A 17440-nucleotide genomic window follows, 5' to 3' on the forward strand; every position below is an offset into this window, starting at 1 on the left:
AAACCCGCAATTCGAGAATAAATTCTCTGAGCGGGTTTTATATCATTTTGCCTCTCACAGTAGATTATTATCAATTATTCGCAAGTCATTTAATGGTTTTACGACCTTTACTAGACTTCCCTATATTGTATTTAAAACTAAAAGGATGCTTTGCTGTCACGCTGCTGTCTCGTCATGAGTAACATCAAAAAAGAAATGATCACAATCGATATCGTCCAGGCCCAGGCCATCGTCTGATTTCCTGAATCCACAGCGACATAAATGGCCGTTGGCACCGTCTGTGTTTTACCTGGAATGTTGCCAGCGATCATCAGTGTTGCGCCAAACTCCCCCAGCGCGCGGGCAAAGCCCAAAATAAAAGCGGTCATTAGCGCTCTAGCTGCCATTGGCAACGTAATGTAGCGGAACACCTGCCATTCACCTGCTCCGATAGACCGTCCTGCATCTTCTAGGTCGCGATCCACCCCGTTAAAACCGGATTTCATCGTTTGGTACACGAGCGGAAAGGCCACCACAACAGAGGCAATGACCGCAGCCCACCACGAAAAAATGACAGGGGCCGAAAAGATTGTCTCGATCCAGCGTCCAAGCAGACTTCTGCGGCCCAAAATAATTAGTAGCAAGAATCCAACCACCGTTGGAGGCAGCACAAGTGGAAGCATCAGAATCGTTTCCAGAAAAACTTTACCGCGAAATGTAGTACGTGACATTTTCCAGGCGACAGCTACCCCCACCACAACCGCTATAACGCTGGACAACAGCGCCACCTGAAGGGACAGACGTACCGGGGGCCAGAACACGGACCAGTCGATCGCGTTCATATTCATTTCGGAATCGAAAATCCGTATTTCGCAAAGATATCCAGCACTTCAGGTGTTTGCAGATAAGCATAGAATTGTTCAGCTTCAGTGCGATGTTTCGTATCTTCAATGATGCCTAGCGGATAATTGGCAGGCGTGTAACTGCTTTTATCCACTTCAAACGCAATCTTTACCTGCTTGGAAGTGAGTGCATCGGTTTTGTACACAAAACCTGCATCTGCATTACCTGTTTCTACATATTGAAGAACCTGTCTTACGTCTTTGCCTTGAACAAACTTGTTCTCAAGCTGATCCCAAAGCTTCGCATTGGTCAAAGCTTCCTTCGCATAAGTACCTGCAGGTACGCTCTCTGGAATGCCAATGGCTACCGTTTTTATGCCCTCGCTCGTTAGATCCGTCTCACTGGTTACTGCGTTTGTCCCATCAGCTGGTACAATAGCTACCAGTGAATTTTGCAACAGGTTCTTCTGGTCGTTTGACGCAATCAGATTCTCATCAACCAAGGCTTTCATATTTTTCGCAGACGCGGACACAAAAATATCTGCCGGTGCTCCCTGCTCAATCTGCTGCTGCAATGCACCGGAAGCTCCGAAATTAAAGTTCAGGCTGATGTTGGGATTGGCCTGTTCATAGTTTGTCTGAATCTCTTTCATTGCATCAGTCAGACTTGCTGCAGCGGATATCGTCAGCTCGACTTTTTCCTGCGGCTCAGTCGGTGCAGGTGTTGTCTTTTCACCGGCTGCCGCTGGTGCAGATGTTGCTGATTGATTTGCGGAAGAAGCCGCATCTTGCTTGTTCGTTTCTGCGTTGGCTCCGCAACCAGCCAGTACAAGCGCCAGTCCCAGTGACATACTTCCAAGTACATATGCAATTCGTTTGTACATTCGTTCTCCCCCATATTTCATGTTTAATATTATGTTTAGTTATAAATAGATATAATTAATTATAACTAATTATACACAGAACAAACGAAATAGGAAGGTGAGATTAACCACATTGTCTTTTGAGGCTGAATGAGAGCCTTGTCATGTGAGCTCTCCGGTTTATGATTGTCTTCAATTAATGGTATAGTACAAGAAACGCCATTGTATCAATGGGAGTAAGAATTAGAATATGAATGGATTACACATATAGAGTTTCAATATAGAGTTTCAATCTACAATTTTACGCCTTGATAATATAGAGGGAGGTTCTTCACCAATGACGGAGGAGCAATCCTACACAACCGAAGAAATAGCCAAACTGCTTAAAATATCCAAACTAACCGTCTATGATTTGATCAAAAAGGGAGACCTTGTCGCCTACCGTGTGGGTAAACAGATGCGCATCGATGCTGCCGATCTGGACGCTTACAAACGCCGTTCCAAGCAACTCCAGTCCCCGGCACAGGCACAACAAAATGCATTGCCAGGAACGACAACAACCGGGCAACTGTCGACTGATGCTGTCCAGAGGCATAGTCCAGTTGCTGGCTTATCCACAGTCACGGGTCAAGGAGAACCACAGACATCTAATAATAGGATAGCGTCCCCTTCTCAAATGGCTGCACCTTCATTCGCAAGCTCTTCGGCTGGCTACGGTCAGAACATCGCGGGTGCGGCGCGACATCTCGTCATTACGGGTCAGGACGTCAGTCTGGATATTCTGATGCGTCATATGGAGAGGCAGTCCCGGGACATTCGTCCGCTGCGCTCTTTCATGGGTAGTCTGGATGGGCTAATCTCGATGTATCGGGGGGAGTCCGACCTGGTCAGCACTCATCTGCTGGATGGCGACACCGGAGAATATAATCTTCCGTATATTCGAAAAATTTTAACAGGCTGGTCCTATGTCGTTGTCAATCTGTTGTCTCGCCCTGCTGGTCTATATGTTCCACGCGGTAACCCCCGTCAATTGAACGACTGGACAGATCTAAACCAATCCGACCTGCGCCTCGCGAATCGGGAAAAAGGTTCTGGTGCCAGAGTGCTGCTGGACGAGCAGTTACGCCTACACGGGATACCTGCTTCTGGACTACTCGGATATGATGTGGAGGAGACAAGTCATATGGGTGTCGCAGCCAAAGTCAGTTCCGGCGAAGCCGATGTGGGTGTCGGCATAGAGAAGGCTGCTCGCCTTGTCGGGCAAGTCGATTTCATTCCTCTCGTGCAGGAACGCTATGACTTGGTCATGCTGAGAAAACAGGGGAACGAGGCCTGGATCGAATCCGTTCTGCACATCCTCCGATCTCCAGAATTCAGACAAGAGCTCCGAGCATTTGAGGGATATGACGTTTCACGTACGGGGGAAGTTTTATTCGAGGCTTAGTAATGAGTAGGCTGAGAAGCTTTGAGTGTACAAGATGAAGGAGTTGTGAGCGGGGATAGAGAGGGAAGGATGACAGTGCATGGATGGTAGCAGGGCAACAGCTTGTACAATGTATGGCTGTACGGTCTACGGTGGCAGGAAACCCGTGTACTCTACTCCATTCAATGTCCGCTCTTCAACAAATGATGCTATTCCACCTATACTTCCTAGACGCTAACGATCACCAGAGAGCTTATAGAGCCACATATCACAGTTTGAAAAATCTAACGATCACCAGGGAGCTTATTCGGCTGAATAACACCGATTTCCCGACCAAAACTGCTACTTTTACCAAAATAACGCTTCTACGGATCGTTAGAATTTCAAACCCGCTTTTTTTGGGGTGAGTAGCGTTCCTGGAGATCGTTAGAATTTATTACTCTAGCCGCTCGCAACACTCTGCCGCACCATCCGATTACTTTATTCTCTCGGCCAGGCACCCCAATTAATCGCACCACCGGACTATTCCGCATACTCTCACACTTCTTTCGCTTCTCCCTTTATGTACAGCTTTTGCCAGTAACACGAAAAGAGGGTCCCCATCGTTGTTCACGATCATGGATCCCCCACAAAGTCCGTATGTGCCATTCCCTGGTCAACTCACCCCATCACCAGATGCACCACAACTATGTTTTTAATCACGTTCGCGCCAAAACACCCCGGATTCATCCCGCTCCACTTGCTCCAATACATCCTCAAAGTCGGAACATGGCACAACAATATCTGCCGGACTCCAGCTGTGCTGATCATCGCTAGCGTATACCTTCCACTGATCTCCCTCCCAGTAAAAGCGAGCAATCGGCATTCGCTCCCACTGATGTCGTTGTCCAGCAGGACGTTCTTCATTAAGAATCAACTCATGATCCTTCATCTCGTAGGTTAACTTCACCATCGTCCGTAGCTCTGCTGGTACTTTCTCATGGACATAACCGTTCATCAAGGATACAATACGTCGCTGCGTAAACCTATCCAACATGGAAGATACCTCCTTATCAAGAACTCCGCTTATTATGCTTACCAGCTGGACTTGGTAACTCCCGGGATCTGACCTTGATGAGCCAGTTCACGGAATTTGATCCGGGAAACTTTGAATTTGCGCAGATATCCACGCGGACGGCCTGTGATCTCACAACGACTTTTCAATCTGGTTGGTGAAGCATTCCGGGGCAACTTTTGCAGCGCCTCATAATCACCTTTTCCCTTCAGTTCACGGCGCAGTTCCGCATACTTTGCTACGACTGCCTGACGTTGTTTCTCACGCACAACCTTTGATTTTTTAGCCATCTTCTACAGCTCCTTTGTTAGATTTAAATTTTTTGATGATTTATGAAAAGGATCTCGGCCCACGAACTCCATAAGGTTGTCCTACTGTAACGCCCAGATCACTTATAGCTCTCACCGCCTAGCTTTCCTTACACCGTCAAGCCTCTCTTACATAGCCTCTACAGGCCACGGTAACGGATTTTCAAAATGCCCCCAATCCGCCAACATCTCTTCATCGCTGAGCAGACATTGATCCAGTTCATCCTCTATGATGGAACGCTCCATATCAATGCCGATCATGACCAGCTCCGTTTGGCGATCGCCCCACTCGGCATCCCATTTTGCAAGCACATCCGGCTCTGTCCGCAAAATCTCTTCCTTGTCCGCTTCCGGCAGCGCGGCAACCCAATGTCCGGCAGGACCGAATTGAATGGACGGCCCCGCCTGACTCAGACTGGCAGCCACATCTCCTTCAGCGGCAAGCCATACCAGCCCTTTGGCACGTACAACCTCTTCCGGCCAGTAGCTCATGAATTCAGCCAGACGGGAAGGATGAAACGGCTTCCTGCGGCGGTACACAAATGATCCGATACCGTATTCTTCGGTCTCTGGCGTGTGGGACTCTTTTTCCAACTCCTGAATCCACCCAGCCGACATGCTCACTTTCTCAAAATCAAACCGTCCCGTATTCAAAATCTCCACCGGGTTCACTTGTCCGTTCACCGTACGAATGATTTTGGCACTCGGCTGCAACTTGCGGATAATGCCCTCCAGTTTGTGAAGCTCTGCTTCTTCCACAAGATCACACTTGTTCAGCAGCAGCACATCACAGGTTTCGATCTGATCGATAAGCAAATCCACCACGTCACGGATATCATCTTCCCCGGTCGCCTGATTCCGATCCAGCAAGCTCTGCCCTGAGGCATAATCATGCCAGAAACGGTTAGCGTCAACGACGGTGACGAGACAATCCAGCTTCGCCAGACGTGTCAGATCAATGCCTGTCTCTTCATCGGCGTATGTAAATGTCTGAGCCACCGGAACAGGTTCACTAATGCCCGTCGACTCGATCAGGATGTAGTCATACTTGCCTTCGTTTACGAGCTTTTCGATCTCCTGCATCAGATCATCACGAAGAGTGCAGCAGATGCAGCCGTTGGACATCTCCACCAGTTTCTCTTCGGTACGCGAGAGCGTTGCCTCCCCTTTCACCATAGTCGCATCAATGTTGACCTCACTCATGTCATTCACGATCACAGCGACTTTCAACCCTTGCCGATTGTGCAGCACATGATTCAGAACCGTTGTTTTGCCTGATCCCAGGTAACCGCTGAGAACGGTCACCGGTATTTGCTTTTGTGTCATACAGATCTACTCCTTATAGGTACAATTCACTTTGATCGATGGATTTCTGAATTTAATAGTAATTATTACGATTAACAACAATGACTATAATCCTGCTTGGCGCCGTTGTCAAATCTTTTTTCGTGTCTTGTGCAAAAAATAATGAAAAAAGCTTATGAATCCCTGCACATTCGCATTCGTGATGCGCTTCGCAGAAGAACCCATAAGCTTTACCTCTAACTCTTCATCCATAGCTCTTTTTATATAACTCTATTGCTACCTGTACCGCTTCCTTTACCTAACTCTACACCGTACCTTTGTCTTTCCTTCTGCCTTCTAACTCAATTCACTGGCGCAGTAATAGACTTATTCCCGGCCTCCATCCGCTGTCTGAAAAACACCACGACAATCAATGCGGCAACCGAGAACAGTGTACATACGGTAAACATCATGGAATAAGAGCTGATCTGCACCACAACGCCCATCGCCAGGCCGCCTATTGAAAAACCGAGATCATACGAGGACATAAATATGCCCATAAGCACGTACCTCGAATCCGCAGGCAATACAAAGGACAAATACGTGGTCAGCGTTGGATACAGTAACGCCAGCGCAAAACCGCTAAACACAGCAGAAATATACACAAATGGCCCCAGCATATCCATCAGGCTGAGCAGCTGTGTCCCAAGCGCCGCAGATAACATTAAACCTGCCATAAGCCACGTATTCCAGCTGCCGTCTGACGGTATTTTTTTACGCAGAATAAATCGGCACAGGATCACGACGAGACCTTGAACCGTTAGAAAAACACCCGGACTCGCCACACCTGTCGATACCATATAGAGCGGGAGAAACGTTGCTGTGGCTCCAAAAACACAGGAAGCAAACAGCATGACCACACTGCTGACGAGCAATGGAATACTGCGCCAGATACCGCTGAACGAGCGCAGCATATCACCCAGCGTATACGTTTTGTTCTGCACCGTGCTCTGTGGCAAATCCACCTTGTACCCGAGCAGCAAAGGGAGTGCAGCCAGTCCAATCATCAACAGCGTAAACGCCAGCTCGCTGGCATTTTGCCAGATTTGCACCGCCAGAATCGGGATGACCAGCGAAGGCACCATCGTAAACAGAGTGTACATCGCCAGCCCTTGCGCACGATCCTTATCCTCCAGTCTTTCCACGATGCCCGCCTGCATGGTCATCGAGAAAAATGCTGTCGCCACGCCCTGCAATGCTCGCAGCCACAGATACGTGTCCACTTCAGACACGATAAATAGCAGCAACGTCCCGGCATGTAACATCAGCAGCCATCGCATGACCCGGAGCGGTCCATATTTGCCCAGCATCTGAGCCGCAAAAGGCCGCAGCAGCATACATGTGAACATGTAACTGCCCATCATTAGACCAATTTGAGCCTGATTTAACCCGGCGGCTTCACTTCGCAAAGGCAAAATAATCGTCAATGCCGCATTCGCCGCAAAAAACAAAAAAGCCAGTATGTAAAACCCGATAAAGGAAAACGATACCGGGTTTAATTTTCCACTGGATGTTGTTGTTATAGAAGATTTCAATAGTCATACCTGCTTTCTCTAACACGTACCCACGTTCCCTGGCCGTCAGCTCATGAGGTTCCGGCAGCCGTTTTACGCCTTTCATAGGCAAAAACAATCATCACCGCTCTTAGAATAGCACAGATCCTGTACATAAATGAATAGGAAGACAGATCAGCAATCGGCCCCATGACCACGCCGAGCGAAATGTCCAAATCAGCCGTCGCACTTCTGCAATAGCTTGTACATTCGTAACAGCTATACCTTTTAGATTCCTTTTTGTAGAAAAAGAACTAATCATCCTCCTTGGTGTATGTAGGATCTCCCAATATCCAAAAATTAGAGACAGGGCTGGCGCTTCTGCACCAACCCTTGATAGATAGTACATCTTTTCAACATCACTGCCATTTATGCTTGCAGACGTTTCAAAGCCCGTTCAGCCAGCCCTGCCAGCAGATGTGCACCAATCGGCAAAGCCTGCTCGTCTACATCAAAGCCCGGATGATGCCACTCGTGCGGTCCCGATGTCCCGAGAAAAAGAAACAGGCCCGGCACTTCTTTTTGATAAAAGGAAAAATCCTCTCCTGCCGGCGAAGGCAGCGGTCTGACATGATTCAACTCCAGCTCACGCACGACTTGTTCCGCATCAAGTACCAGCGATTCATCATTGACCACAGCAGGTGGCCCCTGAATCCAGCGTACCGTCGCCGTTGTGCCGTAGGCTGCGGCCACACCGGATACGACCTGGTTGAAACGTTCCCGGATACGGGCGCGTACCTTCTCATCAAATGTACGTACTGTGCCGTCAAGTATCGCTTCCTCCGGAATGACGTTCCAGGCCGTACCGCTGTTCAATTTCGTAACGCTAAGTACAGCACTCTCCTGAGCGCCTACATTCCGGCTGACAATGGCCTGCAACGCGATGACGATATGCGAAGCAACCACAATCGGATCAATACCTGCCTCAGGTACAGCCGCATGAGTGCCCACACCTTGCACTTTAACTACAAATCCATCCGCTGCCGCCATCAGTGCCCCCTCACGAATGCCCACTGTGCCTACTCGCAGATCCGGTTTATTGTGCAAACCAAATATAGCCTGAACATTGGCGAGTGCGCCGCTCTGAATGACTTGCCGTGCACCTGTTGCTTTCTCCTCTGAAGGTTGAAAAATAAACCGCACCTTCCCGGGCAAACTGGATTCACGCTGTTTCAGCAACCTTGCAGCTCCAATCAGAATAGCTGTGTGCGCATCGTGCCCGCATGCATGCATTCGGCCCGCGATCTGTGAAGCAAACTCCAGCCTGGTTTCCTCCTGGATTGGCAAGGCATCAATGTCCGCTCGCAACGCAACGACTGGGCCATTTCCCTGCCCTACCTCAGCAACAAGCCCTGTCCGCAGTTTATACTCATCGGCAAGGTGAACACCTTCCTCATCCAGCCAGCTGCGAATGGCTGCTGTCGTTTCCTTTTCCTCACCAGAAAGCTCCGGGTTGCGATGAAGATGCCGCCGAATCGCGGTCAGATGTGCCGCGAACTCCTGCTCTTGCTCCGCATTCTGTACCCATGGCAACACATATTGGTGATCCAAAGTCTGCGCTGCTTCCTGTTGCACTCTCTGCTCAACTTGCTGTTGCTCTTCCTCCCGCTGCACAAGCTGTCCTCTCGTCTGCTCCAGATCACTTTTCATCCTGGGCCCTCCTTTCAAGCTTAATTTATCCGATTTATAACGGTGAAATCTGATTCGACTTGTCAGTCCATCTATAATTGCCGCAGCAGTTCTCCAAATGGCTCTGCAAATGGCGAATATTCTTCTTTTAAGGTCACCACACTGATCTGTAGCGACACACCTGCCACCTCATGGACTTGAATCGGGAACAGTTCCTGGCGCTGTACCTCTTTCTTCACCGTTAACCCCGGGAGGAAAGCGATGCCCGCACCTTGCATGACCAGTTTTTTCGCTGTTTCCGAATTATCCACATGATATGTAATATCCGGCGGATACTCCAGGGAGTCGAAGGCCCGGTGAATCCGAAGCCAGTCCAGTGAGCCACATTCAAAAAAGACCAGCTGTTCATTCCGGATTGCCTCCATGCTGACATGTCCGCTTTCAATGAAAGGATGCCCCCTGTATACGTACAGCTGTATCGGATCTTCATAAAAAGCAACGGTACGGATCGCAGGGTGCATGACCTTGCGTACAAACGCCAGATCGATCTCCTGACCGAGCAGCTTCGCAATCAGTTGATCCGTTGTTGCTGTTGTCAGTTTAATGTTGACTTCGGGGTACGACTCCTTGATTCGGGGCAGAAAATCGGGGATGACATAATTGGACACCGACACGGTACTTCCGAGGCGCAGCGCCTCAGGTGTTGTTCTCCGCTGCTGAATTTTCTGTTTACCCTTCTGGATCACTTGAAGCACCTGCTGTGCATACGGCAAAAATTTGCGTCCTTCATCCGTCAGCACGATCTGCTTGCCCAGTCGGTCAAACAGCTTGCACCCCAGCTCCCTTTCGAGTGATTGAATACGTGCTGTAACTGAAGGCTGGGACAAGAAGAGTACTTCAGCCGCCTTATTGAAGCTTCCGTAGTGATTGATATATACAAACGCTTCAATGTTCTCTATATTCATGGGCGCCTCCGTATCCACTTATTTTTCCTATATAAAAACTCGGTTTTAGGATATCGTAATCCCATCCTTTTCCAGTGTCAATCTTAATTCTTCCAAAGAACGATCCAGACGTGCGGTAATGTCTGCCGCCAGTGTAAATGTTCCGTCCTCATTGCGTTCAATCGCCTGATCCACTGCGTATACGCCGCCAAGAATATGGCGTCCGCCGAGTGCTGTAAGCACAGGCTTCAATGCATAATCAATGGCAAGCAAATGTGCAATTGAACCTCCTATGACAAGGGGCAGAGTCACCTTATCTCGTAATCCTTCCTGTGGAATCAAGTCGAGAAAAAGCTTGAGCACACCGGAATAGGCTGCCTTATATACAGGGGTAGCCACAATAACGGCATCCGCTGCTTCGATAATGGCAAGTGCATCCTGAATGGCCGGGCTGTCGAACTTGGCCTGCACCAGGTCTTCAGCCGGCAAATCGGTCACCTGAATCACTTCAACGGAAATACCCGCTTTGCTTAACGTATGGCTGCTATAATCCGTAAGTCCCGTCAAACGTGATCGTTTGGACGGGGTTCCAGCAATGATAACAACATGAGACATCCTGTTCTCCTCCTTGGAATAGCGGTCAAGCCGCTCCTTTTACTTTTGGATCAAGCCTGTCGCGAATATCGTCCCCAATCAGATTTACAGCCAGAACAAACAGCGTAATGGCCAGACCCGGGAATGTACATATCCACCAGGCTACCGTCAAATAACCTCTGCCTTGGGACAGCAACGCACCCCAATCCGGAATTTCTTTCAGTACCCCGAGCCCGAGGAAACTGAGTCCAGACCCAGTCAGGATGGATGTACCTACACCCAGCGTTGCCATCACGAGCAGCGGTGACAAGGAGTGTGGCAGGACATGTTTCCAGAAAATGCGGGCATTGGAACCGCCCAGTGAACGTGTTGCTGTAATGAAGGGTAGATTTTTGACGGACATCACCTGACCACGCATCACCCTTGCATAGCCTGGTATCGAGGCTACTGCAACAGCCAGTGCAATATTCAGCAGTCCTGGCCCAAGCGCAGCAGCAACAGATAGGGCGAGTAATACACCTGGTACGGCCATAAGAATATCTACCGCCCGCATCGTTATCGTATCAACCAGTCCTCCTGCATATCCCGCAAGGATGCCAAGAGCACTGCCGACGAGACCGCCAACAAGCACGGAAGCAAAACCGATCAGTAACGAATCCCGGCTGCCATGCACAACCACACTGAAAATGTCCCGGCCGAAATAGTCTGTACCGAACAGGTGCGCAGCAGAAGGAGCCTGTAGAATGGCATCCGTCATCATCTGTGTTGGTTCATAAGGAGCAATCCAGCCAGGCACGATGGCACAAGCCACAATGAAAATGACGATAAGCAGGGCGGTATACAAAAACAACTGCGATACTGCGGATGAAACACGGCGCCGCCAAGGCAGGCGATTCCATCTCCACAGACGAGCTTTCCCGGCACTTCCAGCACTTCCGGTATTTCCTGCCCATGCCTTTTTGTCACCAACCAAAGGTTTCATACTCATAAAAATGAACGCCTCCTTCTCCTGCCTCTTCACATTTTGCAAGCTCCTGACGTGGTGTTCCTGATCTGGATCATGTGCGGACAGCTCGCCGAACCCGAGGATCAATGTACGAATACGAGATGTCTACAAACAAATTCAACACGACATAGATGATGGATGTAAAAAACACAACGCCCTGCACCACCGGCAGATCCTTCGCCATCAGCGCGTCAGCGATAATACGACCGATCCCCTGTCTGGAGAATACCGTTTCTACCACCACGGTTCCTGCCAGCAAATCCCCAATTAGCATACCGATGACCGTTACGGCGGGGATCAGTGCATTACGGAGCGCATGACCATACATGATGGCCCGTTCAGACAATCCTTTGGCCCGTAAAGCAACGATAAACGGTTCATTGATCACTTCAAGCATACTGTTACGCACCATCCGCACAATAAATCCTGCACCGACAAGTCCAAGCGTGGCTGCCGGAAGCACCAAGGTACTGAATCCGTCCGAACCCATCGCCGGGAACCAGCCGAGCTGCACGGAAAACAACAGAATGAGCAGAATACCGGTCCAGAAGGTTGGCATCGAGATACCGAACAAACCAACGAGCCGAGCCACAACATCAATCACACCATTCCGGTGAATGGCCGACAGAACGCCAAGTGTAATGCCGATGGTGATGGCAATTAGCGAGCTGAGTGCCGTTAATGCCAGTGTTGCCGGGAAGTGCTCCACAATCTTGGGCAGTACCGGATCGGAGTTGACCATGGATTGACCAAAATCCCCGCGCAGCATATCGCCAAAATAGTTCGCAAACTGGATATAAAATGGTTGATCCAGCCCAAGCTGTGCCCGGAGATTGGCAATCATCTCCGGGGTAGCCGAGGATGGGTCCAGCATTAGCAGCACCGGATCACCCGGCAGAAGATACATGATGCAGTACACCAGCACCGAAGCTCCAAATATAACGAGAAGCGACGTTGCTAATCTTGACAAGATCAGTTGAATCATACCGGGATGGCTCCTTTCTGAAACCGGAACAGGCTGTACGCCGTGTTGGAATGATGAGACTGGATAACGCAATTTGCATTATGGCTGGATACGCACATCATTGAAGAGTGGATAACCGAGTGAATCGAACTTGATGCCTTCAACGTTTTTGGATGCAGCCACAGTATACGGAAATACGTATATTGGCAAAATAACCGCCTGTTCAATGAGATATTTCTGAATCTGACTGTAGATCTCTACCCTTTTCGCCGAATCCGTCTCTACCGCTCCCTGCTCCAGCAATTGGTCGATCTTTGGATCTGATAAACCGGATAATGTCGGACGTTCCCCTTCCGCACTGGTATGATAGAAGGCGTACAAGGCATTCGGATCTGAATTGACCTGGCTGTTGCCATACAGATCATAATCCCAGTTCTGATAGATCACGGTAGCAATGTCTTTGGTAATCACCACTTCTACCGCAATGCCCAGCGGTTTCAGCTGTTGCTGGATGATGGCAGCAATGTCATTGCGTTTCTCCCGGTTAGGGGAGCCATCTACATAACGAAGGGTCAGCTTCTTCCCGTCTTTGACACGAATCCCGTCAGTCCCCTTAACCCAGCCCTGCTCTTCCAGTAGCTGGTTCGCGCGGTTGATATCCGGTGTGATGCTTCCTTCAAGCGCCTTGTCATAGCCGAGAATGCCTGGAGACAATGCAGACCATGCGCGCTCGTAGTTACCCAGGTACAAGGTTTTCACAATGGACTCTACGTCTACGGCGGATTGTACCGCTTGCCTTACTTTTACATCATCCCACGGTGCCTTGCGCAGATTGAAAAAGAGGGTATACGGCAAACCAACCGTGTTGGCTTGCAGCAATTGCTGGTTCGGATCACTTTTGAGCGCAGCGATATTTTGCGGCGGTACGGTCTCTGCGGCAAGCACCTGCTTGCTTTGTACACTTCCGATGCGTGTTGCTTCTTCCGGTACAATTTTAAACGTGATTGTATCGATATAAGGAGCGCCTTTGTTTTCGACTGTATCCGGGCCCCAGTTATAATCCTTGTTTTTGGCTACAACGATATCCGCATTTTCATCCCATTTCACAAAGGTATACGGACCTGTGCCTACCGGATTTTTGCCCAATTGATCCCCATATTTCTTCGCAGCGGTTGGAGACACGATCCCCAGCAATGCCTGACTCAAGTTACCGAGAAATGCCTGCGAAGGCGCACTCAGATTGACTTTGATCGTATATTCATCAATGACCTCGGAGGAGCTATAAGGTCTAATCAGGGCAAGGGAATTGGCAGCTTTGGTGGCCGGATCAATGACCCGATCCAGATTGTACTTCACCGCTTCGGCGTTAAACGGGGTTCCGTCATGGAATTTCACGTCTTCACGCAGCTTGAAGGTATAACTTTTGCCGTCCTTCGATACACTCCAATCCTTGGCAAGCCAAGGTTTGATGGAACCATCGGACAGCTGAACCACCAGATTGTCGTAGATCGTGCGAATCGCTCGTACGGCTACGGCAAGACCGCTGCGATGCGGGTCGAGCGTATCCGGTGAAGTCGCCAGCGCAAAGGTGAGGTTACCCCCTTCCGCTTTTCCGGCCTGCCCCCCGCCGGCGGAAGCCTGTGCCGCACCGCTCGTTTTGCCTCCTGATGCTGCTCCGCATCCGGACAAAACCATCACCAATGCTACTGCCAACGCCACCACTTTTGTCCATGAGATAGACCTGTTCATATCGCTTCCCCCTCTGTGTATACAGGTGTCATTAATGTGTTACGCTAAGCAAACTTGTATATATTTTATATTTCCTATGAGAAAAGTAGGTTTTAAGGCAAGAAGGATTCCTTAACTTCATTAACCCTATGATTCAAAAGAATTCGTGCTTCAATTTACGCAGGTTTGAGTCACCGCATTTAATTAACATGAAATAAAACCATTGAATGATGTTCGATTTAGAGGACATTCGGTATTCGTTTTAGATAACGTTAGGCTGTTCCTGTGTTCTGGCTGCTGTATAGCGGTTCACAGGCACCTGAACACCCAGATTGCCACGCAATGTGTCATGCTCATACTCCGTACGATAGATACCGCGTTCCTGTAGTATGGGTACCACCAACTCCACAAAGTCGGACAATCCGCTAGGCAGCTCCGAAGCAATAATGAATCCGTCTGCCGCTTCCGCCTCGAACCATTCCTGGACTTTGTCTGCCACCTGCTCCGGTGTGCCCAGGAATTGACTTCGTGGCGTTGCCGCCCGCAAAGCGACTTCGCGCAGGGTTAACCCCTGTTCTTTGGCATCTTTTTTAATCTTGTCTGTTCCACTGCGGAAGCTGTTGCTGCCTATGCCATCCAGTTCAGGGAACGGTTCATCCAGCGGATACTGGGAGAAATCATGATGCTCGAAGAAACGTCCCAAGTAGTCAAGTGCTTTATCAATAGTTACAAGGCTTGCGATCTCCTGATATTTCTGTTCCGCTTCCTCTGCCGTCCGTCCCACAATCGGGTTAATGCCTGGCAAAATAACAATATCTTGTGCTGAACGCCCATAGGAAGCTGCCCGTGTTTTGACGTCTTTATAAAATGCCTGTGCATCTTCAATGTTATCGTGTCCAGTGAATACGGCATCGGCTTCCTGTGCCGCCAGCGTTTTGCCATCCTCCGAAGAACCTGCCTGGAAAATAACCGGCTGTCCCTGCCGTGAACGAGCGATATTCAATGGCCCCTGTACAGAGAAGAATTCCCCTTCATGGTTCAGGGTGTGCAGTTTGGAAGGATCGAAGAACACACCGCTCTCCTTGTCTCTTACAAATGCATCGTCTTCCCAGGAATCCCACAATCCTTTGGTCACTTGTAAATATTCCTTTGCAATACGGTAACGCTCCGGATGTGTTGGATGATGACTTTTGCTGTAATTTTTCGCGGTACCTTCCAAGGGGGATGTCACCACGTTCCAGCCCGCACGACCGTCACTGATCAGATCAAGAGAACCGAACTGTCTGGCGACTGTAAATGGATCACTGTAGGATGTGGAGAGTGTGCCCACAAGACCAATGCGTGAAGTTACCGCAGCAAGAGCGGAAAGAATGCTGATCGGCTCGAAGCGATTCAGGAAGTGAGGAATGGATTTTTCCGTAATATAGAGACCGTCTGCAATGAATACCAGATCAAACTTGCCTTCTTCTGCCTTCAGCGCCTGACGTTTGTAAAATCCAAAGTTGACACTGGCATCGGATAGAACCTCCGGGTGCCTCCAGGTTGTGTTGCTTCCTCCAACGCCATGAATGATGGCTCCAAACTTCAAACTCCGTTTTGCTGTCATGTGCACTCCGCCTTCCTTGAAATAAGGTGATTTTATGAAACTATAATGTAGCGCATCTAAATCAATGATTGAGCATCAAAATCGAAAAATCGATTATTCCTATGAGTTTGGTTTGTTTTAATTTCACACAGCTTATCACTGCCCCGGCGAACCGGTCAACCGTGCTTCTAATAGATTTTTTCTATAACGATATCAGAGGTGTAAATAAGCGTTCATATAAGCTTTCCTTAAAAGAGAATGAGCATGATTGAAGGAAGACTGGTCGCCGATCTCTAAACAAGCAGACCTATCTGAATTGAGCTGACTGATATGGTCAGGACTTACATCATGCCGCCCATATCATCCATAGCACTCATGTAAAAAAACCGCTACGATCCTACTCCATTAGCCCTGTTAGACTTAATCCATTCCGTTCAGAGAGCCACTGCTTCATCCTGCCGCCCCAGAAGTTCTGCAGAAATGGCAACCCTTTTTACTCCATAACACTACTTTTTTAGCTGATGACATCGACATACCTCCGATTTCCATAATGGAGTCCTAGGTGCTCAGACAGACCAGCTCCACCTAGACCATGAATTCCTATCTGTTAAATAAGGATTACGGCTATAAATGTACTCCCGACCCTTTACATCGTCAATGGTTCTGCTAATAGAACAATCCTATAACAAAATAGAAAAAATAAATTTAAATTTTGAAATTAGGTAATGTCAGAGAGAGGGATCACAAAAGATGTTTAATGTTATTCTTTGAATTGCTTGGAGTAGTGCAGTGGAACACACTCCATCACAATAAACCTATCTATCAATAAAAAATGCTTTTATTATGTAATATAAACTTTTCATTTAAACAAAGGAGTGAGCTCAGACTCAATCCAATGCTTTTAATCTCTTCTCAAATCTTTTTTTCTGTAAACTTGATGCAAGAGAAACTTATAACCAAACGTTCATTCTTTCATTTTTCATTCTTTATTTTTGTATATAGTTCAGTGATACGTTTTACTGAATATGTTCTCTTCCTTTCTTTATTGAAATATCAATTTTATTATTGCGAATCTAAATAAAGTTCACATATTTTTCATATAACATAGTAATTCCAATCTTAAATGTCATATACATTTGGATTATTTTTATATATTATGTAAATGTATTCCAAAAAGAGAGGATGATAGAAATGAAGAAAAAATTAATTACCGGCTTGTTAACTGTCGTTGCTTGCTTTACCGTAGCCTCAACGTCTTTGGCGTCTAGTCCTGTCATCATTAACACTGGTAACCATACATCTGAGACATCTAACATTGTATCTCCACATTCTTCTTCAAAGTGGGTTGAGCAGTATGTAACATATAATAAGCTACATTATCCAAATAGTTCTGATGTTCCTTCCACTTACTATTATGATGATGACCCATATTATGGATATATTACGCTTATCTCACTTGTGACAAGAACTACGGAAACAGATCAGTTTTGGATTGCTAAGTACCAAGGATTCATCTACAACTGGTAAACATTCTATGCCCTCCTGTTACAGGGGGGCTTTTCCCTTCTCCAATTAGTAGTATCACACTTCCCAAGTGCGTTTGAAAAATTGATCCTGCTAAAAC

The 17440-nt window shown here is 48.1% G+C and carries 15 protein-coding genes and 1 pseudogene; 2 read left to right on the top strand and 14 right to left on the bottom strand.

Annotated elements, in window-relative coordinates; all coding sequences use genetic code 11:
• Positions 1–137: 137 nt before the first annotated feature.
• Together modB and modA are read right to left on the bottom strand one after the other, a co-directional pair.
• On the bottom strand, positions 138–827 hold the full coding sequence (gene modB / locus ABIE27_RS23240) for a molybdate ABC transporter permease subunit (protein WP_192895107.1): 690 nt from the start codon (positions 825–827) through the stop codon (positions 138–140).
• Positions 824–1705, bottom strand: coding sequence for a molybdate ABC transporter substrate-binding protein (gene modA / locus ABIE27_RS23245; RefSeq protein WP_429351625.1), 882 nt, complete (start codon positions 1703–1705; stop codon positions 824–826). Before modA ends, modB begins: the two co-directional genes overlap by 4 nt.
• Positions 1706–2021: 316 nt before the next feature.
• Between modA and ABIE27_RS23250 the strand changes: the two genes are divergently transcribed.
• The gene (locus ABIE27_RS23250) at positions 2022–3128 is read left to right on the top strand and encodes a substrate-binding domain-containing protein (protein ID WP_429351626.1); all 1107 of its coding nucleotides are present in this window, start codon (positions 2022–2024) and stop codon (positions 3126–3128) included.
• A gap of 673 nt (positions 3129–3801) precedes the next feature.
• Here ABIE27_RS23250 and ABIE27_RS23255 read toward each other — a convergent pair.
• The 12 genes and pseudogenes from ABIE27_RS23255 to ABIE27_RS23310 form a co-directional block, all read right to left on the bottom strand.
• On the bottom strand, positions 3802–4143 hold the full coding sequence (locus tag ABIE27_RS23255; RefSeq protein ID WP_429351627.1) for a DUF3024 domain-containing protein: 342 nt from the start codon (positions 4141–4143) through the stop codon (positions 3802–3804).
• A gap of 38 nt (positions 4144–4181) precedes the next feature.
• Positions 4182–4451 carry a 30S ribosomal protein S14 gene (gene rpsN / locus ABIE27_RS23260; RefSeq protein WP_123064640.1) on the bottom strand — a complete coding sequence of 90 codons (270 nt, stop codon included), beginning with the start codon at positions 4449–4451 and terminating at the stop codon, positions 4182–4184.
• A gap of 147 nt (positions 4452–4598) precedes the next feature.
• Positions 4599–5795, bottom strand: a complete 1197-nt coding sequence (locus tag ABIE27_RS23265) for a GTP-binding protein (protein ID WP_429351628.1) — start codon at positions 5793–5795, stop codon at positions 4599–4601.
• Between the two features lie 320 nt (positions 5796–6115).
• Positions 6116–7348, bottom strand: coding sequence for a staphylopine family metallophore export MFS transporter CntE (gene cntE, locus ABIE27_RS23270; RefSeq protein WP_429351629.1), 1233 nt, complete (start codon positions 7346–7348; stop codon positions 6116–6118).
• Between the two features lie 50 nt (positions 7349–7398).
• Positions 7399–7554 (bottom strand): annotated as a pseudogene (locus ABIE27_RS23275) (staphylopine family metallophore export MFS transporter CntE); the annotation flags it as partial.
• A gap of 181 nt (positions 7555–7735) precedes the next feature.
• Positions 7736–9016: an amidohydrolase gene (locus tag ABIE27_RS23280; protein WP_429351630.1), complete on the bottom strand. Its 1281-nt coding sequence runs from the start codon at positions 9014–9016 to the stop codon at positions 7736–7738.
• 71 nt (positions 9017–9087) lie between these two features.
• Entirely contained in the window at positions 9088–9960 is an 873-nt protein-coding gene (locus ABIE27_RS23285) for a LysR family transcriptional regulator (protein ID WP_123064643.1), read from the bottom strand.
• A gap of 45 nt (positions 9961–10005) precedes the next feature.
• Positions 10006–10554, bottom strand: a complete 549-nt coding sequence (ssuE, locus tag ABIE27_RS23290; protein WP_429351631.1) for an NADPH-dependent FMN reductase — start codon at positions 10552–10554, stop codon at positions 10006–10008.
• Positions 10555–10579: 25 nt separating this feature from the next.
• Positions 10580–11521, bottom strand: coding sequence for an ABC transporter permease (locus ABIE27_RS23295; RefSeq protein ID WP_192895108.1), 942 nt, complete (start codon positions 11519–11521; stop codon positions 10580–10582).
• Positions 11522–11591: 70 nt separating this feature from the next.
• Positions 11592–12524 (bottom strand): ABC transporter permease, encoded by a 933-nt coding sequence (locus ABIE27_RS23300; RefSeq protein ID WP_429351632.1) that lies wholly within the window; start codon positions 12522–12524, stop codon positions 11592–11594.
• 78 nt (positions 12525–12602) lie between these two features.
• A complete protein-coding gene (locus ABIE27_RS23305; RefSeq protein ID WP_429351633.1) occupies positions 12603–14252 on the bottom strand; it encodes an ABC transporter substrate-binding protein in 1650 nt (549 codons plus the stop codon).
• Positions 14253–14493: 241 nt separating this feature from the next.
• Complete coding sequence (locus ABIE27_RS23310) at positions 14494–15837, bottom strand: LLM class flavin-dependent oxidoreductase (RefSeq protein ID WP_123064647.1); 1344 nt, start codon at positions 15835–15837, stop codon at positions 14494–14496.
• 1170 nt (positions 15838–17007) lie between these two features.
• Here ABIE27_RS23310 and ABIE27_RS23315 point away from each other — a divergent pair.
• Positions 17008–17343 carry a hypothetical protein gene (locus tag ABIE27_RS23315; RefSeq protein WP_429351634.1) on the top strand — a complete coding sequence of 112 codons (336 nt, stop codon included), beginning with the start codon at positions 17008–17010 and terminating at the stop codon, positions 17341–17343.
• Positions 17344–17440 lie beyond the last annotated feature (97 nt).

The sequence above is a fragment of the Paenibacillus sp. 4624 genome, from assembly GCF_050435065.1.
Lineage (GTDB): Bacteria > Bacillota > Bacilli > Paenibacillales > Paenibacillaceae > Paenibacillus > Paenibacillus amylolyticus_D.